General features: G+C 71.4%; 20 protein-coding genes. 6 read left to right on the top strand and 14 right to left on the bottom strand.

Translation table 11 applies throughout. The annotated features are described in order from the left end of the window. Positions 1–46 precede the first annotated feature (46 nt). Positions 47–2,035 (bottom strand): zinc ribbon domain-containing protein, encoded by a 1,989-nt coding sequence (locus KME78_RS53335; protein WP_219537711.1) that lies wholly within the window; start codon positions 2,033–2,035, stop codon positions 47–49. A gap of 327 nt (positions 2,036–2,362) precedes the next feature. On the opposite strand from KME78_RS53335, the gene KME78_RS53330 reads away from it, so the two are divergent. After that, the gene (locus KME78_RS53330) at positions 2,363–2,671 is read left to right on the top strand and encodes an acyl-CoA dehydrogenase (RefSeq protein ID WP_219537710.1); all 309 of its coding nucleotides are present in this window, start codon (positions 2,363–2,365) and stop codon (positions 2,669–2,671) included. Between the two features lie 42 nt (positions 2,672–2,713). On the opposite strand, the gene KME78_RS53325 is transcribed toward KME78_RS53330, so the two are convergent. The 4 genes from KME78_RS53325 to KME78_RS53310 form a co-directional block, all read right to left on the bottom strand. Further along, positions 2,714–4,084 carry a DegT/DnrJ/EryC1/StrS family aminotransferase gene (locus tag KME78_RS53325; RefSeq protein ID WP_219537709.1) on the bottom strand — a complete coding sequence of 457 codons (1,371 nt, stop codon included), beginning with the start codon at positions 4,082–4,084 and terminating at the stop codon, positions 2,714–2,716. A 103-nt stretch (positions 4,085–4,187) separates the two neighbouring features. Next, a complete protein-coding gene (locus tag KME78_RS53320) occupies positions 4,188–4,904 on the bottom strand; it encodes an amidohydrolase family protein (RefSeq protein ID WP_219537708.1) in 717 nt (238 codons plus the stop codon). Continuing rightward, entirely contained in the window at positions 4,901–5,599 is a 699-nt protein-coding gene (locus KME78_RS53315; RefSeq protein ID WP_219537707.1) for an amidohydrolase family protein, read from the bottom strand. The genes KME78_RS53320 and KME78_RS53315 overlap by 4 nt, the downstream gene beginning before the upstream one ends. A gap of 10 nt (positions 5,600–5,609) precedes the next feature. Continuing rightward, complete coding sequence (locus tag KME78_RS53310) at positions 5,610–7,586, bottom strand: PQQ-binding-like beta-propeller repeat protein (protein WP_219537706.1); 1,977 nt, start codon at positions 7,584–7,586, stop codon at positions 5,610–5,612. Positions 7,587–7,669: 83 nt separating this feature from the next. Between KME78_RS53310 and KME78_RS53305 the strand changes: the two genes are divergently transcribed. The 3 genes from KME78_RS53305 to KME78_RS53295 are packed head-to-tail and all read left to right on the top strand — an operon-like array spanning position 7,670 to position 11,196. Continuing rightward, positions 7,670–8,449: an amidohydrolase family protein gene (locus KME78_RS53305; protein WP_219537705.1), complete on the top strand. Its 780-nt coding sequence runs from the start codon at positions 7,670–7,672 to the stop codon at positions 8,447–8,449. Further along, positions 8,446–9,189, top strand: coding sequence for an amidohydrolase family protein (locus KME78_RS53300; protein WP_219537704.1), 744 nt, complete (start codon positions 8,446–8,448; stop codon positions 9,187–9,189). The genes KME78_RS53305 and KME78_RS53300 overlap by 4 nt, the downstream gene beginning before the upstream one ends. Positions 9,190–9,249: 60 nt before the next feature. After that, complete coding sequence (locus KME78_RS53295) at positions 9,250–11,196, top strand: hypothetical protein (RefSeq protein WP_219537703.1); 1,947 nt, start codon at positions 9,250–9,252, stop codon at positions 11,194–11,196. Positions 11,197–11,203: 7 nt separating this feature from the next. Here the strand turns inward: KME78_RS53295 and KME78_RS53290 are convergent, their stop codons facing one another. After that, positions 11,204–12,172, bottom strand: a complete 969-nt coding sequence (locus tag KME78_RS53290; RefSeq protein ID WP_219537702.1) for a helix-turn-helix domain-containing protein — start codon at positions 12,170–12,172, stop codon at positions 11,204–11,206. Between the two features lie 134 nt (positions 12,173–12,306). Between KME78_RS53290 and KME78_RS53285 the strand changes: the two genes are divergently transcribed. Then, positions 12,307–16,260, top strand: coding sequence for a S8 family peptidase (locus KME78_RS53285; RefSeq protein WP_219537701.1), 3,954 nt, complete (start codon positions 12,307–12,309; stop codon positions 16,258–16,260). Here KME78_RS53285 and KME78_RS53280 read toward each other — a convergent pair whose 3' ends face one another. From KME78_RS53280 to KME78_RS53260, 5 genes are all read right to left on the bottom strand, one after another. Further along, a complete protein-coding gene (locus KME78_RS53280) occupies positions 16,261–17,154 on the bottom strand; it encodes a dihydrodipicolinate synthase family protein (RefSeq protein WP_219537700.1) in 894 nt (297 codons plus the stop codon). A gap of 10 nt (positions 17,155–17,164) precedes the next feature. Then, positions 17,165–17,974, bottom strand: coding sequence for a carbohydrate ABC transporter permease (locus KME78_RS53275; RefSeq protein WP_219537699.1), 810 nt, complete (start codon positions 17,972–17,974; stop codon positions 17,165–17,167). Further along, on the bottom strand, positions 17,971–18,837 hold the full coding sequence (locus KME78_RS53270; RefSeq protein ID WP_219537698.1) for a carbohydrate ABC transporter permease: 867 nt from the start codon (positions 18,835–18,837) through the stop codon (positions 17,971–17,973). Before KME78_RS53270 ends, KME78_RS53275 begins: the two co-directional genes overlap by 4 nt. A gap of 3 nt (positions 18,838–18,840) precedes the next feature. Further along, the gene (locus KME78_RS53265; RefSeq protein WP_219537697.1) at positions 18,841–20,082 is read right to left on the bottom strand and encodes an ABC transporter substrate-binding protein; all 1,242 of its coding nucleotides are present in this window, start codon (positions 20,080–20,082) and stop codon (positions 18,841–18,843) included. An 86-nt stretch (positions 20,083–20,168) separates the two neighbouring features. Further along, entirely contained in the window at positions 20,169–21,311 is a 1,143-nt protein-coding gene (locus KME78_RS53260; RefSeq protein WP_308127474.1) for a DegT/DnrJ/EryC1/StrS family aminotransferase, read from the bottom strand. 39 nt (positions 21,312–21,350) lie between these two features. On the opposite strand from KME78_RS53260, the gene KME78_RS53255 reads away from it, so the two are divergent. Further along, the gene (locus KME78_RS53255) at positions 21,351–22,577 is read left to right on the top strand and encodes a response regulator (protein WP_246654443.1); all 1,227 of its coding nucleotides are present in this window, start codon (positions 21,351–21,353) and stop codon (positions 22,575–22,577) included. A gap of 91 nt (positions 22,578–22,668) precedes the next feature. Here KME78_RS53255 and KME78_RS53250 read toward each other — a convergent pair whose 3' ends face one another. From KME78_RS53250 to KME78_RS53240, 3 genes are read right to left on the bottom strand one after another with little or no spacing between them, the layout of a single operon-like run. Then, positions 22,669–23,724: a dihydrodipicolinate synthase family protein gene (locus KME78_RS53250; RefSeq protein ID WP_219537696.1), complete on the bottom strand. Its 1,056-nt coding sequence runs from the start codon at positions 23,722–23,724 to the stop codon at positions 22,669–22,671. Positions 23,725–23,779: 55 nt separating this feature from the next. Continuing rightward, positions 23,780–24,787, bottom strand: a complete 1,008-nt coding sequence (locus KME78_RS53245) for an NAD-dependent epimerase/dehydratase family protein (protein WP_219537695.1) — start codon at positions 24,785–24,787, stop codon at positions 23,780–23,782. Between the two features lie 58 nt (positions 24,788–24,845). Further along, complete coding sequence (locus KME78_RS53240; protein WP_219537694.1) at positions 24,846–25,733, bottom strand: Gfo/Idh/MocA family protein; 888 nt, start codon at positions 25,731–25,733, stop codon at positions 24,846–24,848. Between the last annotated feature and the right edge of the window lie 6 nt (positions 25,734–25,739).

The raw sequence follows: 25,739 nt of genomic DNA, 5'->3' as shown, positions 1-25,739 counted from the left end.
CTGTTCCTGGGCAGCGTCTTGAATTCTCTGTAGTTTCCTGAAGGAGTCAGGTAACTCGGACGGGCGTGGCCTTGCCTGGGCTGCTCCCGTGCTCGGTGAAGGTGAGTACGGGGGTGGCTTTGGCGTGGTGGAAGCCGGTCCGGTGATGGGAATTCCTGACATGCCCTGTCCGGTACGGCTGGTGCCGTCCCGGCTTGGGTGCATGGCCCGCCGGACGCTGTCCACCGCTGGCGGGCGATGGGGCGGGCACCGTGCGCCGGTCGGGCACACGGCTGGAAGTCATTGAGTTGTTTCGTGGGTTGGCTGAGGTGCGGGTGGGCCGTTTCGGGGTGGGGCGGTTCTTGGCTCTGTCGCGTGCTGCCGGTCGGGGGTGCAGGTCGGTTCGGGTGCGGCGGGCGCGGCGGGCCGCCCGGGTAGGTTTGCGCGTTCGGCGGGCGCGAGCGACGTTGCCCTCCACGATCGTGGCGATGGTGCGCGCCCCGGTGGAACGGTGGGTGCGGGTAGCCTTCTGGCCGAGCAGGCCACGGGAGACGATCCGCTCGGCCGCTGCCCAGTCCCGATCACACGACAAGCCACACGCCGGGCAGCAAGCCCACCTCCAACCCAGCTCGCCGAGCCGATCCGGAGCCGGGCAATGCTTGAGCACCGAGGTGCCGTCCCCGCACCGGGGGCAGTACCGGGAGGTGCCGCGCGCCGGGACGGTGACCACCGCGATGGCGTGCTTGGCGGCCAGGTGCCGGATCGCCTCGATGATCCGCCCGCGCACCTGCCCCGACAGCCGCGAGTTCGCCCTGCCTCGGCGCCCGCGCGCTTCCAAGGTGGCCAGATCTTCCAGGTAGATGACTGTCGCCCCGGAGGCGGCGGCCTGATCGACCGCCCAGCGGGCCGCCGACCAGGTCAGCGCCTTGTTCAGATTGCGGATGCGCGCGCACAACCGCTCATGCTCAACCCCGAGCACCTGGCAGGCCGCACTCAGCGCGGCAAAGCGGGGATCGGCGACGGTGATCCCGGCCAGCAGCTTTTCCAGGTGGCGGTGCTTGGCGGACAGGTGCTCACGCTCGGCCCGCAGCCGGTGCAGCTTGGCCGAGACACCGCTGGCATCGTAGGCGAACGGCCGCCCATCACTGATCACCCGGCCATCGGTCAACTCCCCCACGACGCCGACCAGCAACCCGTTGAGGCCCCAGTCGAACCCGCACCCGACCCGATGACCGGTAGCGGGCGCGAAGCCGACCGGGATCTTGAACGGCAGATCGACGCGCACCCGCCCCTTTGCCACCCGCACGGTGGGGGCGCACAACGCTGCCTCAAGCGGCACCGTCGGCGGCAACGCGACCGGCAGCACATGCCACGCCCAGTCCCTGCCGCAGGCGGGAAACTCGACCAGCGGAAGCCGCACCCGCAGGCGGGCGCTGCGGCTGCCGGTGCGCTCCAAGGTGAGCAGTTGCCGGTCGGCCGCCGCCAGCACGACCTGCGCCGCAACGTTCGGCGGCTCCTCCAGGTCGGTCAGATCGGCCGGGAACACCTCATGCTGGTCGCGATAGGCGCGGATCTGCCGGGTCCGGTTACGGATGTCCGCCGCGCTTACCCCGTCCGGCAGCACCTTGCGCAGCGCCTCCCACTCGGCGCCGGTACGCGCACTCCGCTCCTGCGGCCACGTCGCCACGATCGCCGCCACCAGACGGCGCCGGTGCAGCGCCAGCCGCAACAGGCGGGCGGCCTGCTCCTGCGCGCACCGCACCACCCGATCACACACACGCACGCCCGAGGGCGAGCTCACGCCCCAGCCGAGCCGCCTCAGCGCCATCCAGCCCTTCGACGGCAACACCCGCCCGTCCAACCCCACCCCGGACCCCAGCGCGTCCAGATCAGCAGCATTCCACCGGGCCGCGATCAAGTAGGCGCTCAGCCCCCGCGCAAGAGCGGCCAGCCAGGCCACCCGCCGCGCCAACAGCGCCTGCGCGACGACCTCACCGGTCGCCTCCACCATGGCAGCGTGGACGGTGCAGGGCGCGGTAGCGGTCAGCCTACTCACCCACCGCCCCCATCAGGTTAAGGGTGGCCAGGCAGCATCGACGCGTTTACCTCACGGCCTGCCCACCCCTGCCACCACGATTTGCGATCGTAACGCTACCAAGAGTTTGCGGCATTGGGCAGAACACCTGAGCGATACGCGTCCGCCGGATATCGATCCATCCCGCGGAGCAGGTTCCACCAGCACAGCACGGACTACGAGCCCAGAACCGAATCCTAGGTTTTCATAGCGAATATTAAGTACGGTTCATACCCTGTACGACCACGCCCCGCACGAGCGGCGCGGCCTGCGCGACTACGCCCCGCTCCAGCGGACCGGGACGTTCCTGTGCACCGAGCTCGTCCACGGCAACAGCGCCGCCGAGCTGGAGACCACCGGGTCTTCGCCCTGCGGCGGATCTCCTCACAGAGTGGAAGCCTGATGGCCGCGGGCCACCTGTCGGCCGAGCAGGTCGAGCAGCTCCCCATCGTCCTCGATGAGGCCGTCGCACGGCTCGCGCCGTACGCGCTGCTCCTTGTGGACGCCTTCGCCATCCCGGAGGAGATCCTTGATCGCTACCCGATCGCCAGATTTCCGGATAAATCCAAGCAGAGCACTCCCGGAGCCCTGCTGACCGAACTGAGCGGGCACGGATGACGGCGGAGATCACGCCCGAGCGGACACGACCGACGGCGGAGGTCACGCCTGGGCGCGCGGTGGCATGGCGGCCAGCACCTTGGACAGGGCCTCGGCCAGGTGGACGGCGTGGCGGGGATCGTCCATGAGCATCGACTGCCGGACCCAGACCACCTCCTGAGCGGCCGCCTCGGCCGCCGGACACGGCTCCGCGCGAGCACCCTCCCGGGCGAGCGCCGCGAACGTCCCGAGCGGCGGATACCCGGCATCGAGCGGCACCCCCTCGGCGACCATCGCGGCCAGCAGGAACTCCCGGTCCACCGGCATGTGGAGGCGGAGCATGAGCAGGTGGCGGGAGTCACGGGTGGTACCCGGCGGTTGCGGCACCACACTCACGGGCAGCTCACGACCGTACGGCAGCCGCACATCAGACGGACCGCCGCCGCACGCTGGTCGCACACCCACCGACCCACGATCGGACGCTGAGCCCACATCCGCCGACTCTCCATCACGCACCCCTGAACCGGCACCCGTCCCTTCGCTGCCACCCGCCGGCCCCGCACCTACCGGCTCACCATCGTGCGGTTTCCACGGCTGGGCGGTGAGCGCGTGTTCGGCGGCGGTGCAGAAGGACTCGCGGTGGTCGATCTCGGCGTCGAGGCGGTCGAGCCAAGGTAGGAGGAGGGCGGCCTGGATTTCGGTGAGCCGGAGGTTCCAACCGATCGTGGGGTGGCCGTACCACTGGCCGCCGCGTTTGCGGCCGAGGTTGCATACCGACCAGATCGCCTCGTACGTGGCCTCGTCGCGGCAGACGATCAGGCCGCCCTCGCCCGCCGTCATGGCCTTGCTCGCCTGGAAGCTGTACACCCCGGCGTCGCCCAAGCCGCCGACCGGGCGGCCCTTGTAGGTCGCGCCGTGTGCCTGGGCGGCGTCCTCGACCACGACCAGGCCGTGGCGGGCCGCCAGCGCGTTGAGCGGGTCCATGTCGGCGGGGCTGCCGGCCAGGTGGACGGGCATGATGGCGGCCGTTCTGCTGGTCAGCGCGGCTTCGACGGCCTCCGGCGACAGGTGCAGGTCCACCGGGTTCACGTCGGCGATCACGGGCGTGGCTCCGGCGAGGAGTACCGCCGTGGCCGAGGCGACGAACGTGTAGGCGGGCACGATCACCTCGTCGCCTCGCCCCACGCCCAGTCCGCGGAGTGCGGCGAACAGGCCCAGTGTCGCGTTCCCGACCGCCACGCCGTACGGCACGCCGGACCTGCGGGCGAACGCGGCGACCAGGTCCGTGACGGCGGAGCCGCCCTGGGTGGCGCCCCACAGGCCACTCTCCAGGACCTCGGTGACGAGGGCGCGCTGGGCCGCGTCGAGCGGCGGCGGCCAAGCGGGCCAGGGCGCCGAGCGGACCGGCGTACCACCGTGGAGGGCGAGTGTCACGGCAAGCATCCCTTTCGAGGTGAGGTCGAGACAGACGGGCATCTGGGAAGGCGGGAGCGGTCAGAGGGCGGGTGTCGGAGAAAGCGGGTGTCGGAGAAAGCGGTCAGGTGGGAAGGGTGAGGAGGCGGGCGAGGTTGGCGCCCTGGACGAGGGTGCGGTCGGGGGCGGTGAGTGGGGCGAGGGCGATGCGGCCGAGGCCCGTACGGAGGTCGAGGAAGCAGGCGTCCGAGCCGAACACCACCCGGTCCGCCCCGACCATGGCGACGAGGCGGGCGATCCAGCGGCCGGTCATCTTGGAGCCGCAGGTTTCCAGGTAGACGTTCGGGTGGTCGGCCGCCAGGCGGGCCGCGCGGGCGAACCCGTACGGCCAGAGCCCGGTGTGCCCCATGAGCAGCGGCACCTCCGGATGGCGGGCGGCGACGGCGGCGAACTGGGCGGGGTCGCTCCACGGCGAGTCGGTCTGCGCGTGGGCGAGGACGGGCAGGCCGAGGTCCCACACCGGCCCGTAGAGCGGATCGTCCAGACGGCACTGGTGGACGTCGGGATGCAGTTTGACCCCCCACACCCCACCAGAGACCAAGGGTGTGCGGTGGTGCGGGTTGTAGACCTGCCAGACGCCGAACCGGCCGGGGAAGCGTTCGGCGATCTCGGTGGCCAGCCGGTTGCCGTGTTCGGCGTCCGGGCCGACGGCGAGCAGGTGGCTGATGCCCATCGCCGTGACGCCGATCCGGTCCATCACCGCCACCAGCCCTTCCGCGGAAGGGTCGGGGATGAGGAAGTCGGGCCAGGAGCCTACGTGGCCGTGCGCGTCGAGGATCACAGGAGCCCGCTCAGGGAGTCGGCGGCGATCAGGTCGACGGCGGACGGCTCCAGGTCGAGGTGGTCGAGGAGGAAGCGGGGGCCGCAGTCGTCGGCGATCGGGGCGCCCGTGCCGAAGACCAGCCGGTCCGCCCCGAACCGGTGGGCGAGCCATTCGACGCCGCCCTGGGTGTTCACGGTGCCCATCTCCACCCAGACGCGGCGGGTCTCCGCCATCAGTTCGGCCACCGCGCGCAGGCGGCGGTAGCCGGGGTTGAGGAGAAGAACGCGCTGTTCGGGCAGCCGCGAGAGCAGCGTGTGGAGCTGGGCGGTCGAGGTCTCCTCCAGGTCGATCGCCACGGGCAGCGCCAGGGCGGCCAGACAGCGCAGGGCGATCGGGCCGGTGAGGTCGAAGCGGTGCCGTTCTGGACAGAGCCTGATCATGCGGACGTTCCACTCCAGCACCTGGTGGAGGTTGGCGGGCGCGGACGCCCCCGGCACGCCGGGCACCACGACGGGCACCGGGATGAGCCGGGGGTCGTCCAGCCGGAGGAGGGCGTCGTTGCCCGCCTGCGCGTCCGAATAGAGGCTGAGCGTGTGGGTCACGCAGGCCCGGTCGATGCCCAGCCGGTCCATCTCGGCCCGGGGGTCCGACGGCAGGTCGTCGAACGGTACCGGGCCGATGAGCCGGTGGGCATCGATCACAGATTTCGGCACAGACCGAAATCTAGCCAGTGGTCGTCGGGACGGTCAAGGGCGGGCAGGCGGGGTTCAGCCTGATCCTGGCCAGGTTCCGGCCGACCAGGGCCCAGGCCCGCCAGGTGCCGGGCTCGAAGTGGAGTTGGGGGTTGGTGTACCACTCGTCGCCCAGGCCGGTGGCCAGCAGCTTTTCGGTGGCGCCCAGTTCGTAGGCGTTGCCGCCGCCGAAGAAGGTGGAGACGAACACCTTGTTCCGATGGACGGTCAGCTCGCCGTAGCCGGAGAGCTTGCCCTGGTGGACCACCTTCTTGGTGGCCAGGTCCAGCGCGATCCAGACGCCCGAGTCGCGCTTGTACACCCCGTACAGCAGGCCGTTGTGCACCTTGATGTCCTGGAACGTACGGTAATTGGGGACCGGATCGACCTGCCAGCGCACCTTGCGCGTCCGCAGGTCGAAGGCCGCCACCGAGGCGGAGGTCTTGACCGGCGGCGTGCCGCCACCGCCCAGCACGTCGCCGCCCAGGTAGACGACGCCGAGGCCCACCGAGAGGCTCATCAGGCTCTGGCCGGGGATGACGTCCACGTACACGTCCATCTTCCCGGTGTCCGGGTCGACCACGGACAGGGCGCCCGAGAGCTTCGCGCCGAGCGGGGCGCTGGCCACCAGGAGCTTGTCGGTCAGCGGGTCGTACTCGATGTCCCATGGCCGCTGCTGGTCGTGGCCCAGGTAGCCGAGTCCGCGCACCTGGTCGGTGCGGATGTCGATGGACAGGATCTGGCCGCTGGGGTACATGGCGGCGTAGATCTTGTTACCGCGCCGCACCAGGTCCTTGGGCTCGCCGGGCAGGCGGAACCTGCGCTTGGCGCCCGTACGGAGGTCGCGGACCTCCATCGAGAAGTGACCACCGATGTAGAGGGCGCGGTTGGGCACGAGCAGCATGCTCTGCGGCCGTTCGGCACCGGCGGGCAGTCCGGCCTCGATCAGGTCCACGAACTCCGACTTGCCCGTACGCAGGTCGAGCCACCACATGCCGCCGCTGCCCGAGACGCCGAAGAGGGTGTTGTCGTCGAGCAGTTGCAGCCGCCTGGTCTCGTCGCCGGGGGACGGCGGTTCGGCGATCTTGGTGAGCGTGGTGTCGCCGGGCCGGTAGCGGTAGACCGCGCCGTCCGGGCGGGTGGTGGTGTAGACGGTGCCGTCGGCGGCCACCGTGAGCATGTCGAGGCTGCCCGCCTCCAGGGTGGGCTGTTTGGCGTCAGTGCCGTCCTTGCGTATGTCGATGAGCGTGCCGCCGCTGGCCGCGAGCACGCGGTCGCCGTGTTCGGCGACGGCGCCGACGCCCGTGGGGCCGGTGGCGAGCCGCGTGACCGCGCCGCTCGCCCGGTCGATCGACACGAGCTGGGCCTTGTCGAGCAGGCCGGCGTAGACGTGCCCGGCGTCCGCGGCGACCGCCCTGACGTAGCGCTCACCGGGTGCCAGCACACCGAAGTCGCGGACCGCGCCGGTGCTGGGGACGTACTCCCAGACCTTGCCGTCCGGATAGGTCCCGGCGTAGAGGGTGCCGTCGGGCGCCGCCGTCAGGCTCCAGACGAAACCGCCGTTCTTCCCGAACGAGTGCAGCCGCTTCACCTCACCCGTCGCCGGGTCGAAGCTGTAGAGGTCGGGCACCGGGTACGTACCGACATAGATCTTGCCGCCGGACACGGCGGTGGCCCAGCCGCCCTCGGCCTCGCCCGCGGCCGGCCCGTCGGGGAGCGTGACGCTCCTGACGACCTTGCGGGTGGCCAGGTCGATGTCCGCCAGTACGGGCGGCTTGGGGCCGCGTTCGACGACGTAGGCGTGTCCTTCGTGGACGACGGCGCCGACGATCGCGCCCGTGACCGATGCCGGCCCGAACGTCTCCACACCCGGGCTGTCACAATCGACGGCGACGGCGGCGGCAGCGGTGGGAGCCGTGAGCAGCGCGGGTAACAGGCCTGCCACGACGACGAGGAGTGAGCGGAGCATGTGGGCCTCGCGTTCATTTCTGAGCAATTTTGGCCCTGACCGTAATCTTATGCGCGCTGTTCGTCAATGGCATCATTGCCCGCATGGCGATTAGGGACAAGACCGGTATGGCGTTCGACGCCTGGGAGCTGATCGGTGGGCTGGAGGTGGCCCTGGACGTCGACGTGCTCGTGGGCGCCTACCCGGACCGCGACGGACCGCCCGGGACGCCGGCTTCCGTACGGGCGATGCTGGCCGAGCACCGGATCCGGGCGGGCGCGGTGGCGAGCCTGCGCGCGGCGCTCTTCGACATGCGCTCGGGCAACGACGCGACCCTCGCCCTGACGGCGGCCGACGAACGGGAGCCGGTGGGGTTCACGCCGGTCGGGGTGGTGGATCTGCGCGATCCCGTGGGAGCGGGCCGCGAGATGGACCGCCTGGCCGCGGCGGGGGTCAGGGCGATCCGGCTGTTCCCGGACGAGCAGGGGGTGGAGGCCGGTTTTCCATCGGTCCGGCATGTCGCCCGGCGGGCGGCGCGGCTGGACATGGTGGTGCTGACCGGTGGTGACGTGCGCAGGTTCTGGCAGCCGTTCGCCGGGCTGGACCTCAGCGTGGTCTTCCTCGACACGCACTTCTACCACCTGGGCGACTTCCTGGTGGCCGCCGCCGACGAGCCCGGCTTCCACACCTCCACCCGCCTGCTCAACTCCCCCGACGCGCTGGAGACGGTCGCCGCGGAGATCGGCGCCGAGCGGCTGCTGTACGGCTCCAGGACCCCCCACTACGAACCCCTCGTCCCCCTGCTCAGGCTGGCGACCAGCGGCATGAAGGCCGACGAGGTGGCCGCCGTGGCGGGCGGCAACGCCAGGAGGCTGCTCGGATGATCATCGATGTGCACGCCCACTGGGGGCCCTGGTTCTTCACCATGGACGTGGCCGGGGCGACCCTGGCCACCATGGACCGCTACGGCATCGACCGGGCCGTCGTGTCGTCCACCGAAGCCGTCATCTACGACGCCCCGGCCGGCAACCGCGCCCTGGCCACGGCACTGGGCGGACAGGACGACGGCCTGGAGCGGCTGTCCGGCTACGTCACTGTCAACCCCCGCCGGCTGCGCGAGGCGGAGCGCGACCTGCGCGCCTATCTGCCGACCGGACGGTTCGTCGGCGTCAAGATCCACACCGACTACACGGGCTCGCCCGTCACCTCGCCGCAACTACGCGCGGCCCTCCAGCTGGTCGCCGAGGCGGGCTGCCCGGCGCTGGTCCACTCGTGGGGCGCCTCGGTGCTCGAGCTGGCCCAGGTCTGCCTCGACACGCCGGGGCTCAGGGTGATCGCCGGCCACATGGGCGCCGACGGGTTCAGGTACGCGATCGAGGCGGCCCGCGCCTGCGACCGCCTCTACCTGGAGCCCTGCTGGTCCCACGCCCCGGCGGGCCGCATCGCCGAGGTGGCGGCGAAGGTGGACGCGCGGCAACTGCTGTTCGGCACCGACGCGACGCTGATCGACCCGTCGTCGGCCTTCGGCGCGGTCGCCGCGGCCAAGCTCACCGGCGAGACGGCCGAGCGGATCGCCTGGCGCAACGCGGCGGAGCTGTTCGGCCTGGCCGCCGGTCTCCAATGATCTGGACATTACGGCCCGGTCCGTTATAGCGTGCGGCGAAACTTCACCAAGGGAGCCGCCATGATCCCCCGTCGCCGTTTCCTGCAAGCGGCCGCCACGACCGTCTCCCTGGCCGCCCTACCGGTCCACGCCGCCGAAGCCCAGGCCGCGAAGACGACCCGTGAGCCCGAGGGCACCGTCACCGGCCTCGGGCCCGCGAGCGTCGCCAGCCCGCTGGGCAACGGCGAGTTCGTGGGCGGGGTCCTGTACGTGGGCTCCCGCGGCCTGTCCCCCAACGTCGTGGGCGCCTACGACCTGGCCAAGGATGCGGTCACCACCCATGACGACATCCCGACCGGCGTGGGCATCTGGGCGATGTGCCGGGTGGGCACCGACGTCTACGTGGGCACGCACGCCCGCTCCGACCTCTACCGCGTCGACACCGTCGCGGGCCAGGTGACGAAGGTCGCCGAGTACCCCGACCACTACATCTGGACCATGGCCTCCTCCCCCGACGGCAAGGTCTACATGGGCACGTCGGAGCCGGGCCGCGTCTGGGAGTACGACCCGGCGACGGGCACCAGCCGCGACCTGGGCCAGCCCGCCCCCGGCGAGGCGTACGTGCGCAGCATCCAGGCCGACGACAAGTACGTCTACGCGGGCGTCGGCTCCCACGCCCACCTCATCGCGATCGACCGGACGACCGGCGAGAAGCAGGAACTGCTCCCGGCCGCCCTGGCCGACCGCGACTGGGTTTCGAGCATGAACGTCTCCGACACGCACATCGCGGGCGGCATGAACTCCCTCGCCGAGCTGGTCGTCATCGACAAGACCAGCAGAAGCTACAAGGTCGTCAAGGCCACGGCCCCGGGCGAGAAGTACGTCGTCGCGGTGCTGATCCACGACGGCCACGTCTACTTCGCCGGCCGCCCCTCCGGCACCTTCTACCGCTACGAACTGGCCACGGGCACGCTGGAAGTGCTCGGCGTGCCGTACTTCGAGGCGCTCACGCACCGGCTGCTGGCCCACGAGGGACGCGTGTACGGCATCCAGGACAGCGCCGTCTTCGTCTACGACCCGGCGACGGGCACCCTCGACTACCTCAACCTGGTGCAGCGTGGGCTCAAGGCGGCACCGGAGGAGCCGATGTCGGTCCACTCCGACGGCCGCCGCGTCTACGTGGGCGGCAAAGGTGGCGCCGACATCCACGACCTGGCCACGGGCAAGGTGAGCAGGCTCGGCATCTCCGGCGAGCCCAAGACGCTGCTGACCGTCGGCGGCACCACCTATCTCGGCGTCTACACCCAGGCCGCGCTCTACTCCTACCGGCCGGGCGACGCCGAGCCGAAGCTGCTCGCCCGCACCGGCAACCAGCAGGACCGGCCGCGCGACCTGGCCTACGACTCCCGGACGGGCCTGATCGTGATGCCCACGCAGCCGGAGCCCGGCCACATGAACGGCGCGCTGTCGCTCTACTCACCGCGCACAGGCAAGTACGAGACCTACCGCCCCGCCGTCGAGCGGCAGACCGTCTACTCCGTCACCGCCCGCCTGGGCACCGCCTATCTCGGCACCACCACCCAGGAGGGCCTCGGTCTGCCGCCCGTCACGACGAGCGCCAGGCTGGCCGCGTTCGACCTGGTCAGGCGGAAGCTGCTGTGGCAGGTCGAGCCGATCCCGGGCGCGCGGTACATCTCCTCCCTCGCGCTGGGCCCGATCACCCTGTACGGCATGGCGAGCACGGGCGAGGTGTTCGAGTTCGACCTGATCCGCAGGAAGGTCACCAGGACCCTCAAGGTGGGCGCGAAGGGCGGCGAGCTGTTCGTCACCGGCCGCGTCGCCTACTGCACCGACGGCGACAAGGTGTACAAGCTGGACCTGGCCGCGTTCACCGCCACGACGATCGTCGAGGGCCTGGCGGGTCAGTGGTTCGGCGGCGAGCCGAAGCTGGCGCTGGACCCCTCGGGACGGGCCCTGTACGGCGTGCGCGGCCGCGACCTGGTCCGGATCGCCATCTCGGGCCGCTGAGCAGCCGTCAGATCCAGCCGCGTTCCCTGGCCGCCATCCCCGCCTGAAAGCGGGTGATGGCGTTCAGCTCCCGCATGAGGTCGTGGATGCGGCGTTGCACGGTGCGCAACCCGAGCCCGAGCGCCCGCGCGATGCCCTCGTCGGTCAGCCCCCCGGCCATCAGCGCCAGCAGATCCCTGGCCAGATCGTCGGGCCCGTCGGCGGGCGGCCGGGGCGCCGTGCGTAACGGGAAGCCGCGCAGCCACTCCCGCTCGAACAGCGCGATCAACGCGTCCAGCAGCGCCGAGTGGTGCAGGATGAACGCCGCGTCGATCGAGTACGCCCCGCTGCGGATGGGGATCAGCGCGAGCGCGTCGTCGGCGATCCAGATCTTCACCGCCGCGTCCGCCACCACGCGGATCTTCTCTCCGCGCGCCGCCGCGGCCTGGATCAGCTCCAGCCGGCCCGGCATCGTCAGCGCCTCCAGGTCGTAGACGCTGCGGTAGTCGACCCCCGCCTGGAGCATCCGCAGCTCGCGCTCCGTATTGCCGGACAGGTCCGGCATGACATAGGGAGGCTTGTCGATGTTGCGGAACATGCTCTGCGCGCTCTCCTGGAGCGCGTACGCCCGGCTGATGATGTTGTCGGTGCCCATGACCACCTCCACCTGCTCGGCCGGGTGCGCGGCGTACCGTGAGGCGCGCTGGAACGACGTGGTGAGCTCGTGGATGGCCGTCCGCACCTGGTGCAGCTCCTCCTCCTGGCGGCTGAGCATCGGCCGGATGGCGATGTCCGGAGCGACCGCCACATACCGGGCACGACGGCCCGGCAGCCGGCTGGCCAGCCCGCGCCTGGCGAACCCCGCGAGCATGCGCGCGGCCAGCGGCGTCGACACGCCGCAGTGCGTGGCCAGTTCGGCGGCCGACGACCTCGGGTTCTCGACGAGCATCGCGTACAGGCGGCTCTCGGCCGGTGACAGGCCGATCGCTTCGAGCATGGCGACACCATCCTCCCCCGGTGGCGGGATGCCGCCACCTGGCGGGTTTTGGCCCGTTCGGCGTACTTGTGCCCTGACTGATTCCCAGATTAGGTCAGCGAAGAAACGATCTCCATATACCTCTGGAGTGTGTTGTGCCCAAACTGCCCCTCCCCCGGCGCCGTGGACTCGGGCCCTTACTCGGGCTGGCCCTGGCGGTGCCGCTGATCGCGGTGCCCGGACCGGCCACCGCCGCGGCGACCGCCACCACCGCCGCCGTCCCGGTGGCAGTCGGTACGGGCCCGGTCAAGGTCACCCTGATCACCGGAGACACCGTCACCTACTCCAAGGACCGCTCGGGCCGCGCGTCGGTGGTCGTCGACCCTGACGAGGGCCGCGAGGCGCGGACCTACCAGGCCGAGCAGGACGAGCACGGCTACTACGTGATCCCCGCCGACGCCGGGCCGTACGTGAGCAGCGGCATGCTGGACAAGGAACTGTTCAACGTCGACTACCTGGCCGTCAACGGCTACGGCGACGCCAAGGCCGACCGGCTCCCCCTCATCGTCCAGTACCAGCCGCAGGTGAAGTCCGGCGACGTCGCGGGCAAGGCCCGGTCGCTGAAGGGCGGCGCGGAGCCGCTGGTCCTGAAGAGCATCGACGGCGCCGCGCTGAAGGTCGACAAGAAGCAGGCCCGAGCCTTCTGGCAGTCCGTCACCGGGGAGACGACCCCGGAGGCCACGGCCAAGGCGAACCCGGCCCTCGAGAACGGCCTGCGCAAGGTGTGGCTCGACGGGAAGGTCAAGGCGCTCGACGACGTCAGCAACCCGCAGATCGGCGCGCCGAAGGCGTGGGCCGCCGGGTTCGACGGCACCGGCGCCACGGTCGGCATCATCGACACCGGCATCGACGACAAGCACCCCGACCTCCAGGGCAGGATCGCCGCGGCCCGCAGCTTCGTCCCGGCGGGCAGCCCCGGCGGCGGCGACCCGGCCAACGCCTCCGACAAGTTCGGCCACGGCACCCACGTGGCGGGCATCATCGCGGGCAGCGGCGCCGCGTCCAGCGGCCGCTACAAGGGCGTCGCGCCCGGCGCCCGGCTGACCATCGCCAAGGCGCTGGACGACACCGGCAGCGGCAACAACTCCGAGATCATCGCGGCGATGGAGTGGCAGGCGGCCACCGAGCACGCCCGGGTGGTCAACATGAGCCTGGGCAGCAACGGCGCGACCGACGGCACCGACCCGCTGAGCCAGGCGGCCAACGACCTGACCGCCCAGTACGGCACGCTGTTCGTGGTCGCGGCCGGCAACTCGGGCCCCGGCCGGTTCACCGTGGCCGCGCCCGGCGCGGCGACCTCGGCCCTCACGGTCGGGGCGGTCGACTCCGCCGACAAGATCGCCTCGTTCTCCAGCCGCGGCCCGCGCCTGAGCGACGACTTCGCGATCAAGCCGGAGATCACCGCGCCCGGCGTGAACATCGCCGCGGCCCGCGCCGCCGGGACCTCGCTCGGCGAGGGCAGCAGCGTCCCGGGTGGCGGCCCGATCGACGCCAACTACACGAGGGCGTCCGGCACCTCGATGGCCACCCCGCACGTGGCCGCCGCGGCGGGCATCCTGTCCGCCCAGCACCCCGACTGGACGGCCGACCAGCTCAAGACCGCCCTGGTGGGCACCGCGCAGCCCCTCGACGCCACCTCCCCGTACGACCAGGGCGCCGGGCGGCTGGACATCGGCCGGGCCGTCACCCAGCAGGTCTTCGACGACCTGTCGGTGGTGTCGGCCGGGTTCACCGACCCGTACACCGGCCAGACGCTCACCAAGAAGGTGACCTACCGCAACACCGGCAAGGACCCCGTCACGCTGAACCTGTCGGTGGCGCTGGCGCGCGGCGAGGCGCAGGCGCCCGCCGGGATGGCCTCGATCACCCCGTCGTCGCTGACCGTCCCCGCGGGCGGCACCGCCTCCGCGGACCTCACCCTCGAGCCCAGCCTCGGCGAGCCCGGATGGTACGAGGGCCGGCTGACGGCGACGGCCGGGACCGACCGGCTGACGGCGCCCATCGCCTTCCGCAAGCAGGCCAAGATGGACACGGTACGCGTCAAGCTCGTCGGCAAGCCCGAGTGGGCGCTGCACCCCGGGCCGCTGTCCGTGATCAGGGTCAGCGACACCGATCCGCTCCTCGACGGTGAGCCGCTCACCGTGGCCACCGAGAACTGGCGGACCACCGACGTGCCCGGCACGGTGGAGGCCGTGGTCAAGCTCGCCCACGGCGGCGTCTACTCCACGAGCGCCGCGCCGTCGTGGTACACCATGCCGGACCGCCAGATCCAGTCCAGCCTGCTGGTCGCCCCGGAGACCAAGCTCGACGGCGACACCACGATCACCCTGGACGCGACCAAGGCAGAGCAGCTCAAGATCAGCACGCCGCGCGAGTCGGAGCCGGTGTTCCTGAACACGATGAACGCGCGGACGACCGCCGCGGGGCGGATGTACGCCGGTGCCTCGCTGCGGAGCTACGAGCCGGTCGTCACGGGCGGCTACTGGGTCACGCCCCTCAAGTCCAAGCCGTCCGTGGGCACCTTCACGTTCCTGTTCGACGAGATCCGCCGGGCCCCAGAGGTCTCGCTGAGCGTGCCGGGCCTGCGGCTGAACCCGCACTACGTCAGCGAGCACGACGCCCTGGTGCCCAAGTTCGCCGCCGACCAGCGCCTGAGCCTGACCGTCAGCGGCGCGGACGTCCGCGGCAAACTGGTCTATCTCCCCGCCAGGAACTCGCTGCAGCTCCTCCTGGCCGACCTGGACCTGGCGATCAAGGGCGGGGCGGCGGGTGTGATCACCAGTGACCGCTTCGCCTGGATCCTCAGCGCCGACGCGTACAAGGCCCAGAACAAGCTGCCCCTCCTGTGGATCGACAGCGCCGAAGCCGACGCCCTGGGCAAGGCCATGGCCCGCAAGCCGTACCCGACCGGCAAGCTGACCGTCCAGCCGACCAGCCCGTTCGAGTACAAGCTGGCCTACTACCTGAAGGGCACCACCGCCGGCCGCCTGACCTTCGCCCCGAAGGCCCGCGACCTGACCGAGATCGACACCACGTACCACGCCGAGTTCCCCATGCAGCAGGGGACGTGGGGGCCGTACCCGAACTTCAACGAGGTCGACCACACCTTCATCCCCGTCCAGCCGCTCAGCGTCCGCGGCTCGCACCTCTTCAACACGCCGGTGACCCGGACCGAGTACTACAACACAACCGGCAGCGAGGTGCTGTGGCAGCGGGACTACCAGTTCCGCGACCCCGCCACGGACGCCAGCCGGCTGGCCACGTCCGAGCGGGCGTTCACCCGCGCCACCCAGGAGCGGGAGGACTGGAACGAGGCTCTCATGCCCACCCAGATCACCACGGGGCCTGACCGGCCGGACTGGGCCGATCCGGCGATCGTCTGCGACATGTGCCGCCAGGGCGACCGGATGCGGCTGCGCTCGCTCCCCCCGTTCGGCCTCGGCCAGTACGCCGACGCCTCCGACCCCAGCCACACCTACGTGGGCGCGCCGGGCGACGAGCAGACCCACCTGTTCAGCGGCGACACGGAGGTGCAGCCCCAGGCCGACGAGATCGGCGTGCCCTACTACAGCGTGCCCGCCGGGTCGGGCACGTACCGGCTGACCAACGTGTGGAAGGACGCCTTCCCCGGCAAGCACTCCGGCACCAGCGTCGAGTCGACCTGGACGTTCCGTTCGGCCCGGCCGGTGAAGAACAACGCCCCCTTCACCTGCATCGACACCGTGCTCTTCGATGACAAGCAGCCCTGTGGCAAGCTGCCGCTGATCCAGCTCCGGTACCAGCTCAACCTGCCGGGCAACGACACCGTGGCGGCGGGCCGCCTGTTCACCTTCACCGTCAAGGCGGAGGGCACGTCCGCGCTGCGGGTCTGGACCTCGGCCGACAAGGGCGCCCACTGGTCGCCGGCCACGGTCCTTCCGGGGCTGGGCGGCTCGTACAAGGTGCTCACGCTCAACCCCGCGGGCAGCATCACGATCAAGGCGGAAGCGAGGGACAAGGACGGCAACTCCGTCTCGCAGACCGTCGCCGACGCCTACCTCGCGAAGTAACTAGCGGGCGGCGAAGCCGCCCGCGCTCACCACCTCGGCCCGTTCCCGCTCCGGCAGGGACGGGCCGTTCGGGTCGTGGGCGTGGGACTCCGGGATCCGGCCCTCGGCCGCCGCGAGCCACAGCATGCGCTGTACGTAGCCCTCCATGGGCTCGGTGAACGTGGCCGTGGCCAGGCGGTCCAGGCGGCCCGACGCGGCGTCGAAGGCACGCAGGTCCGAACCCCGGTAGGCGTCCATGACCGCGGCCGTCACCCCCACCGACGCGGCCGCTAGGCCCACCAGGGCGGCCTCGGCGCCCCACAGGAGCGACGGGCCGAACATGCGGTCCTCACCGGTGATGGCCAGCCTGCCCTCCTGCCTGGCGAGGGCGATGGCCCGCTGGCAGCCCATGGCGTCGGACAGCAGCGCGGTCTTGAGCCCCGCCACGCCGGGGTGCCGGAGGAGGTCCAGCATGGTGCCGGGCGGGCAGGGGCGGGTGTAGAGGTCGAAGGCGATCATGGGGAGCCGGGCGGCCCGCCAGATCGCGTCGTGCCCGCCCAGCCGGTCGCCCTCGGCGGGGAAGACCAGGACGCCGTGCGCGCCGAGGCTCGCGGCCACCCGCGCCTCCTCCGCCGCGCCGGAGGGGTCAGGGGAGCCGCCGACGCCGACGAGGACCGGCACGCCCAGCGCGACCGCGCGCTCGATCACGGCGGCGCGTACGTCCGGCGCCAGGTACGGCCCTCGCCCGGTGTGGGCGAGCACCGCCAGCCCGTCGGCACCGTCCTCGACCAGCCCGGCGAAGTAGCGCGACACCACGCCGAGATCCACCTCGCCCGACTCGGTCATGGGGGTGGCCGCGGCGGCGATCAGGGTGCCGCGAAGACGATCACGGAGAGCTTGTGCCGAAATATCCACCCGAGAGAGCTTATTTCAGCCCGGTCATCGCGATGCTGTTGACCAGGTACCGCTGCAACAGGAAGAAGACCAGCAGGCACGGCACCACGGAGATCGCCGCCGACGCCATCAGCACCGACAGCTGGATCTCCTCGGTCCGCAGCGTGGTCAGGCCGACGGTCAGCGTACGCGTGGCGTCGCTCTGCCCCACGACCAGCGGCCACAGGAAGTCGTTCCAGTGCCACAGGAACACGAACACACCCAGCGTGGCCAGCACGGGCCGGGTCAGCGGCACCACGATCGTCCAGTAGACCCGCAACTCGGAGGCGCCGTCCACCTTGGCCGCGTCGAACAGCTCGTCGGGCAGCCCCAGGATGAACTGCCGCATCAGGAACACGGCCTGCGAGTTGGCCAGCGTCGGCACGATCAGCCCCCAGAACGTGTCCACCCCGTCGAGGCTGTTGACCAGCACGAACGTCGGGATGAGGGTGGCCTGGAACGGCACCATCATGGTCGCGAGGAAGGTCCAGAACATCACCTGACGGCCGGGGAAGCGCTTCTTGGCGAAGGCGTACCCGGCCATCGAGGCGGTGATGAGGATGATCACCACCGAGACCACCGCGTACACCAGCGAGTTGACCGTCCACCCCACGAAACCGGACGCGGACAGCACCCGCGTGAGGTTGTCGAGCGTGAGCGAGTCCGGCCACTGCGCCGGCAGGGTCGGCTGCCCCGCGGGCGACAGGGCGACGATCAGCATGGCGGCGAACGGGCTGACGGTCAGCACCGACAGCACGCCGAGCAGCGCGATCAGCGGCCAGCGGCGCCGCGTGCGCGTCATGTGTTCCCCCGGTCCAGGAAGCGGCGCTGGATCAGCGACACGATGAGCACCAGGGCGAACAGGACCATCCCCCACGTGGCAGCGTAGCCGAAGTCGAAGGATCTGAAGCCGTGGTCGTAGATGCCGTAGATGAGCGTGTAGGTGGCCCTGGCGGGGCCGCCGCCGGTCATCACGTAGACGGTGTCGAAGGTCTGGAACGCGCTGATCGTCTCGATCACCAGGACGAAGAAGAGCGCGGGCTTCAGCAGCGGCAGCGTGATCCGGTGGAAGCGCTGCCACGCCGACGCCCCGTCGACCCGGGCCGCCTCCAGATAGGAGCCCGGGATCGCCTTCAGCCCGGCCAGCAGGATCAGCATCGAGTAGCCGAAGCCCTTCCACGCCGACACCACGGCCAGGGCCGGCAGCACCAGCGACGACTGCTCCAGGAAGGCCACCGGGCCCAGTCCGGCCTTGCCCAGGATCCCGTTGATCAGCCCGTCGAACTCGTAGATCCACCGCCAGATGACGCCCGCCAGCACGAAGCTGGTCACGTACGGCAGGAACAGCATGCCGCGGAACAGGCCGCGCAGGAACACGACCTGGTTCAGCAGCAACGCCGTGCCCAGCGAGACGATCAGGGTGAGCGGCACGTAGACGGCCACGTACACGAGCGTCACGCGCAGGCTCGTCCAGAAGATCGCGTCGTCGAGCAGCCGGGCGTAGTTGTCGGCGCCGATGAAGTCCCACTCGCCGCCGATGTTCCAGTTGGTGAGGCTCATCCCCGCCGCGGCGAGGGACGGGAAGATCCGGAAGATCAGGAAGAGCACCAGCACGGGCAGCACGAACAGCAGTCCCGTGACCGGGTCACGCAGGCGATGGCGCATCCCCTATCCGCCGTTGCTCAGCAGCGCGTCGGCCTCCTTGGCCGCCGCGTCCAGCGCCGTCTTGGCGTCCTCCTTGCCGAGCAGGGCCGCCTGGATGTGCGGGGCGATGATGGCCATCACGGGGCGGGCCTTCGGGTGGGCGTCACCGGGGAAGGCGTACTGCAGCGACTTGGCGAACTCCGTGGCCTCGGCCGACTGTCCGGGCACGGTCACGCCGGTGCGGGCCGGGAAGAAGCCCGACTCCTTGGCCAGGTCGGCGGCCACCTCGGGCGAGGACAGGTAGGTGGCGAACTTCTTCGCGGCGTCCTTGTTCTCGGTGTGCTTGGCCAGCACCAGCGCGCCGGGGATGCCGAACGCGACCCGCTTGGTGCCCTCCAGCGGCAGGCCGATGCCGACGTTCTCGGCGCCGATCGCGGCGCCGAGCTGGGTGGCCTGCAGGGCGGTGGCCGCGTGGTACATCGCGGTCTTGCCGCTCGCCAGGGCGCCGCCCTCGATCTCGTTGCCCTTGCTGGCGGCGTCCGCGGGCAGGCCGCCCGCCGCCTTCAGGTCGAGCAGCAGTTGCAGGCTGTCGACGCCTTCCTTGCCGTTGAAGGCCGCGTGCTTGCCGTCGGGGGTGAAGACTGAGCCGCCGTTGGCCCACAGGATGGGGTAGAAGCTCTGGTTGAGGCTGACCTCGGGCTTGCCGGGGTAGTCGAGGACGGCGACCTTCTTGGCGGCCAGCTTGGGCGCCGCCGCCTTGAGCTCGGCCAGCGTCTCGGGCGCCTTGTCGACGCCCGCCTCGGCGAACAGCTTCTTGTTGTAGATGGGGGCGGTGATCGTCTGGTAGATCGGCACGCCGTACAGCTTGCCGTTCACGGTCAGCGCGGTGAGCGCGCTGGGCAGGTAGGACGCCTTGTCCTTGGCCACCACGTCGTCGACCGCCTCGATGGTGCCCTGCTGGGCGTACTGCGGGATCTGGTCGGGACCCAGGACGACCAGGTCGAAGCCCTTCTTCGAGACCAGGGCCGTGGTGACCTTCTCCTGACGGCCCTCCCACGGCTGCTGGTCGATCTTGATGTCGATCGTCGCGTTCTTGGCCTCGAAGTCCTTCTCGATCTTGGCCCAGAACGCCTGGCTCTTGGCCTGGTCCCCGATCACGGGGTACATCCAGAGAGTCACGGTGGCCTTGTCCGAGCCGCTGGATCCGCACCCTGCGGCGGCGAGGGCCAGGGCGGCCGTCAGGCCGAGTGCCGCGGTCTTCCTCATCGGCGGATTCCTTTCACGTAATACCGGTCCTGACCGAAACCTAATGACGGCGGCCGGTCGGGTCAATGGATGATGCCTGAACGTAACTACCGCCACGCCGCTATCTCGCGGGCGACGGCGTCGGCGTGCTCGGTGGTGTAGTTCTCGTTCCAGTCGATGATCAGGAGCGTCTCGGCGACCAGGCGCTCGGCTTCCGGGCACGGGTTCGGGACGTAGCCGTCCAGCGGATAGCGCGAGGTCCCGTAGATGGGCCGGCCCCACAGGGGGGCGCGGTTCAGCGGCTCCTCCAGGTAACCGGCACGTGCGGGTATCCCGGCCTTGGCCAGGTGCGCGGCCAGCTCCCGGGCGTCGCCCGCCGGCCGCACGATGGGGAACAGCCACCAGGCGTGACCTTCCGGCCGCGGCAGCCGTACTCCCGGCAGGTCCCGGAGGGCTTCGAGCAGGTGTACGGCCGTGCGACGGCGGGCCGCGACCACGCCCGGCAGCTTGGCGAGCTGGGCCCTCGCGACGGCGGCCTGCAGCTCGGTCATGCGGTAGTTCAGGCCGAAACCGGCGTGCGACCGCCCGGCCGCGCGGTCCCAGCCCTTGTCGGCGAACAGCCGCATCCGGCGGGCCAGTTCGTCGTCGTCGGTGAGCGTCAGGCCGCCGTCGCCGCAGGTGATGTGCTTCCACTGCTGGAGGCTGAGGGTGCCGACGTCGCCCACCGTGCCCGCGAGCCGCCCGCCCGGCAGCTCGGTGAGCCACGCCTGGGCACAGTCCTCGATCAGCGCGAGCCCGTGCTCGTCGGCCAGCGCCCGCAGCTCGTCCACCCGGGCCGGCGCGCCGAACAGGTGGACGGCCATGATCGCCCGAGTCCGCGGGCCGATCAGCTTGGCCACCGCGGCGGGGTCGAGATTGCCGTCCGAGGGGTCGACGTCCGCGAAGACAGGGACCGCGTTCTGCGCCAAGATGGGGGCCACGGTCCCGAAGTCCGTGATCGGCGTCGTGATGACCTCGTCTCCGGGGTCCGGCGCAGCCGCCACGACCGACAGATGGAGGGCAGCGGTGCCGGAACCGCAGGCGACGGCGTGGCGGACGCCGTACGTCGCGGCGACCTCGCGTTCGAGCGCTCGCGTCTCGGTCCCCCAGACCGAGCTGAGCATGCCCGAGCGGATCACCCGCGTCGCGGCGGCCACCTCCTCGTCGCCGAGCGTGCGGCCCGCGGCCTCCGCCATGGACGGGAACTTCACAGGGGCTCCTCACAAGATATGATTGCGGTCTTGACCGAAATGAGCGAGAGGGAGGCGTGGGTGGGAATCGTCATCGGGGTCGTCGGCCCGCATGATCTGGTCGACGACGTCGCGGCCACGTGCGAGGAGCAGCCCGGCGTCAGCGCGCTGCGGCTCGACTACGACCACGAGTCGCAGGCACCCGAGATCGTCGAGGCGCACGCCGCCGCCGTGGAGGGGTGGCTGTTCACCGGCATCGTGCCTTACATGCTGTCGCGCGACGCCGAGACGCTGACCCGTCCCGCCGCGTTCGTCGACTACTCGGGCGCGACGCTGCTCAGCGCCCTGGTACGGCTGCAGCACGAGGGCCAGGACGTGACCAGGCTGTCGATCGACACGCTGCCCACCGCCGACGTGGTCGCCACGTTCGCCGAGGCCGGGCTGCCCGCCGACACCCTGCGCACGCTCTCCTACCGGCCGGAGATGACCTCCAAGAAGGCGGTCGCCTTCCACCGGCGCGGCCCCGACCATCCCGTGATCACCTGCCTCAGCTCGGTGCACGAGGCGCTGCGCGGCGAGATGCACGTGCTGCGCCTGGCGCCGTCCGTCCATTCGGTCCGGGTGGCGCTGCGCCAGCTGCTGCTGACCGCCGAGGGGCAGGCGCAGGAGGACGCGCAGATCGCGCTCGGGCTGATCGAGGTGGTGAACGAGGAGGGCCTGCTGCGCGAGGCCACCGCGCTGGGCGGCACACTGGCCGCCTTCCGGGGCGGCATCCATCTCCTGGTCACCACCCGGGGCCCGCTGTACGACGCCACGGGCGGCTTCACCGGCCTGCCCATGCTGGGCCGCCTGGCGGCGCACAACCAGGCCGTACGCGTGGGTTTCGGGCTGGGCCGCAGCGCGGCGGAGGCGGAGAGCCTGGCCCGCCGGGCCCTGGCCCGCGCCCGGCGCATCGGCGACGTCGCGGCGGTGCTGTCGCTGCGCGCCGACACGGACATCGTCCTGGAGTCGGTGGCCGGCGTCCCGGCGTCGGGACGGAACCTCTCGGTGATCGCCCGCCGCGTGGGCCTGTCGGTGGCGACGATCGAGCGCCTGCTGGAGGCGCGGGCGGCGGCGGGCGACGAGCCGCTCACCACCAGGGAGATCGCCGACCGCCTCGAGGTCCAGCAGCGCACGGCCCGGCGGATGCTGCACCGGCTGGAGCTGGCCGGGCTGGCCGAGCGTACGGGCAACCTCACCAGCGGCTCCAGCGGCCGCCCCCTGACCCTGTACCGCCTCACTCTCTGAGACGGCACGCTCGAGGACCGCGTGCGCCGCGCGCTCGGGGACCGCATGCGTGGGGACGGCGGGATCGGGGACGGCGCGGGCTCGCATGAGGTCAGGCCAGCCAGCGGGACAAGCCGTCGCTGACGAAGTCGTCGTCGCGCAGCCACGGGTAGGCGGCCCAGATGCGGTCGAGCTCCGCGAGCTGCCCCGGCGAGAGCTCCTCCGCCGGGTCCAGGCACCAGCGCCCGGCCAGCAGCCCCTGGCGGCGCAGCACCTCGTGGATGCCGGGGATGCAGCCGTGGAAGCCGTTCGCCGAGTCGAAGATGGCGGCGTTGGCGTCGGTGAGGTGGCCGTCGAGGGTGAGCAGCCGCCGGACGGCCGCGTCGTCGCCCGCACGGGCCAGCTTGGCCTCCTCCAGCAGCTCGACCGCCCGCCGCACCCAGACCGCCCACTGGCCGAGCAGCCCGCCGACGAACTCGATCTCGACCTCGCGCCCGTCCACGACAACCCGGTGCGTGGTGACGAGGTCGGCCAGGATGTGGTCGTCGTTGCCGGTGTACAGGGCCACCTCGGCCGCGCGCCCGGCCCGCACCACGCCGTGGAGCACGTCGAGCGTGCGGTAACGGTCGAAGGGGGCGACCTTGATGCCTACCACGGACTCAATCGACGCCAACCTTGTCCAGAAATTTCTGGATAAGGTGCGACCGCCGACGGCGGGCTGCAGGTAGAAGCCGATCACCGGCAGCACCTCGCCCACCGCCCGCGCCCGCTCGATCAGCCCGTCCTCGTCCAGTTCCCGGCACGGGCTCAGCAGCACCATGTGGTAGCCGAGCGACCTGGCCAGCTCGGCCTCCGCCACGGCCTGCCGCGTGGTCCCGGTCGCCCCGGCCACCAGGACGACCTCGCGCTCGTACTCGCCGGCCGTACGCGCGGCCAGCTCCAGCACCGGCGGCAGGAGGTCGGTGCCGTGGATGGCGAACTGCGTGGTGTGCACGCCCACCGCCAGCCCGCCCGCGCCGGCCTCGACGTAGTAGCGGGTCAGCGCCCGCTGGCGGCGCTCGTCCAGCTTCCTGTCCTCGGTCAGCGCCAGCGGGTGGGCCGGAATCACCAGGCCGCGCCTGAACAGGTCACGCACGGACAGCTGTGCGTCTGGAACCGTGCTGAGCACGTCGAATCCCTTCGGTCATCGGGCAGGGCGGGCAGTCAATGGGCAGGGCGAACGGTTAGAAGCGGCCGTCACGGCGTTCGAACTTGGTGGGCTTGCCGAGCAGCGGGCCACCGTCCGCCACCCAGCGGGCCGTGTGCTCGATCAGCTCGGCGGGCGTGAGCTCCGGGTAGCCGAACAGGCGATGGCACCTGCCGGCGTTCGACAGCAGCGCCGTGGGCGCCTCCTCGCCGGTGAACACCGGCTCCTTGCCCAGCGCCGCGCCGAGGTCCCGCGCCGCCTGCCGCACCGAGATCAGCTCGGGTCCCGTCACGTTGAGCACGTACGGCGGCGACTCGGCGAGCAGCAGCGAGCGGAGCACGACCTCGTTGGCGTAGCCCTGCCACACCACGTTGACCTGGCCGGTGGACAGGTCGATCGGCTCCCCGGCCAGGATCTTCCCGGCCAGGTCGACGAGCACGCCGTAGCGGAGCTCGACGGCGTAGTTGAGCCGGATCAGCGACATGCGCGTGCCGTTCGCCTCCGCGAAGTGCGACAGCACCCGCTCCCTGCCCAGGCAGCTCATCGCGTAGTCGCCGACGGGCCCGGTCGGCGAGCCCTCGGTGCTGCCGCCGCTGGTGACGGGGACGAGCGGGTAGACGTTGCCGGTGGACAGGGCGGCGATCCTGGCGTCCCTGAACCGGTCCGCGACCCGGCCGGGCAGGTACGCGTTGGTGAACCAGGTGGCGTGCTCGCGGCCCTCGGTGCCGAACTTGGCGCCGACCAGGAACACCACGTTCGGCGCGTCCGGCAGCTCGCGCAGCGCCCCCTCGTCGGCCACGTCGGCGGCGACCACGGTGGCGCCGTCGTCCTGGAGCGCCCGGGCCAGCCCGGGTTCGGAGAACCGGGACACCGCGATGATCCGCCGGTCGCCGCGCGTGGCGTTGAGCGCCAGCCGGACCAGGCTCGGGCCGAGCTTGCCGCCCGCGCCGAGGATCAGGATGTCGCCGTCCAGCTTGCCCAGGTCTTCGACGAGGGCGTCGCCCGGCCGCGCCAGCCGCTCCTCGAGTTCCACTGTCGTCCGCACGCACTCTCCTCCGTTACGTATTTACGGTCCAGACCGTAACTGCGGCGGAGTTCGGCTGTCAATGGGCGCTCTCGCGCGCCGCGACCAGGATCTCCAGGATGGCCCGGGTCTGCGCCCACGGGACGGGGCTCGGCGCGCCCCCGATCATGGCCAGGAACGCCTCGATGGTCCCCTCGTAGCCGAGGCCCCGGACGTGGTCGTCGCCGCCCTCGATCACGATGGCGTCGCTGCCGCCGCGACGGTGGACGGTGACGGTGTAGGACTCCTCGTCGGTCACGCCGAGGATCTCGACGGTGCCCGTGACGCCGTTGCCCCAGCGCAGGGCCATGACGCCGGTGTCCTCCGAGCGCAGTCCCGCGTAGTGCCGGGTGGCCGAGGCCGCGCCGGCCAGCCGTACGTCCGGGCCGAGCAGCGCGACCAGCAGCTCCACGCCGTGGATCCCCATGGTCACCAGCGTCCCGCCGCCCTCACCGGGGGTGTCCTGCCAGGCGTTGTAGCCGTTGGCCCAGAGGCCGACGTCATGCCGTACGGTGGCCCGGACCGCGAGCACGTCGGCGGGGTCCACCCGCGTTCCGGCGAAGGCCGGGGCGAAGCGGAGCACCGAGCTGGACAGCACGCGGTCGTGGATCGGCAGCCGGTCCAGCTCGCGCAGCTGGGCGCGGGTGGCGACGGCGGGCTTGTTCACGAAGCAGGCCGCACCGGTGCCGAGCACGGCCGCCAGCGCTTCGGGCACCCGTGGGTTCGGCACGGTCAGCACCACGCCGTCGGGCTCGGCGGCCAGCAGCGCGGCCAGGCTCGGCAGCACCTTGGCGGCGGGGTGCGCCTCGGTGAAGCGCGTCAGCCGCTCCGGGTCCTCCTCCCACACCAGCAGGTCCGCGTGGCGGGCCAGGGTGTGGGCGTCGGTGAAGGGATGGCTGGTGGCAAGACCGGCGAGGGCGACGCGCATTGGCGT

The sequence above is a fragment of the Nonomuraea guangzhouensis genome, assembly GCF_019396345.1.
GTDB classification, from domain to species: Bacteria; Actinomycetota; Actinomycetes; order Streptosporangiales; family Streptosporangiaceae; genus Nonomuraea; species Nonomuraea guangzhouensis.
This window is presented reverse-complemented; position numbering and strand designations above follow the sequence as displayed.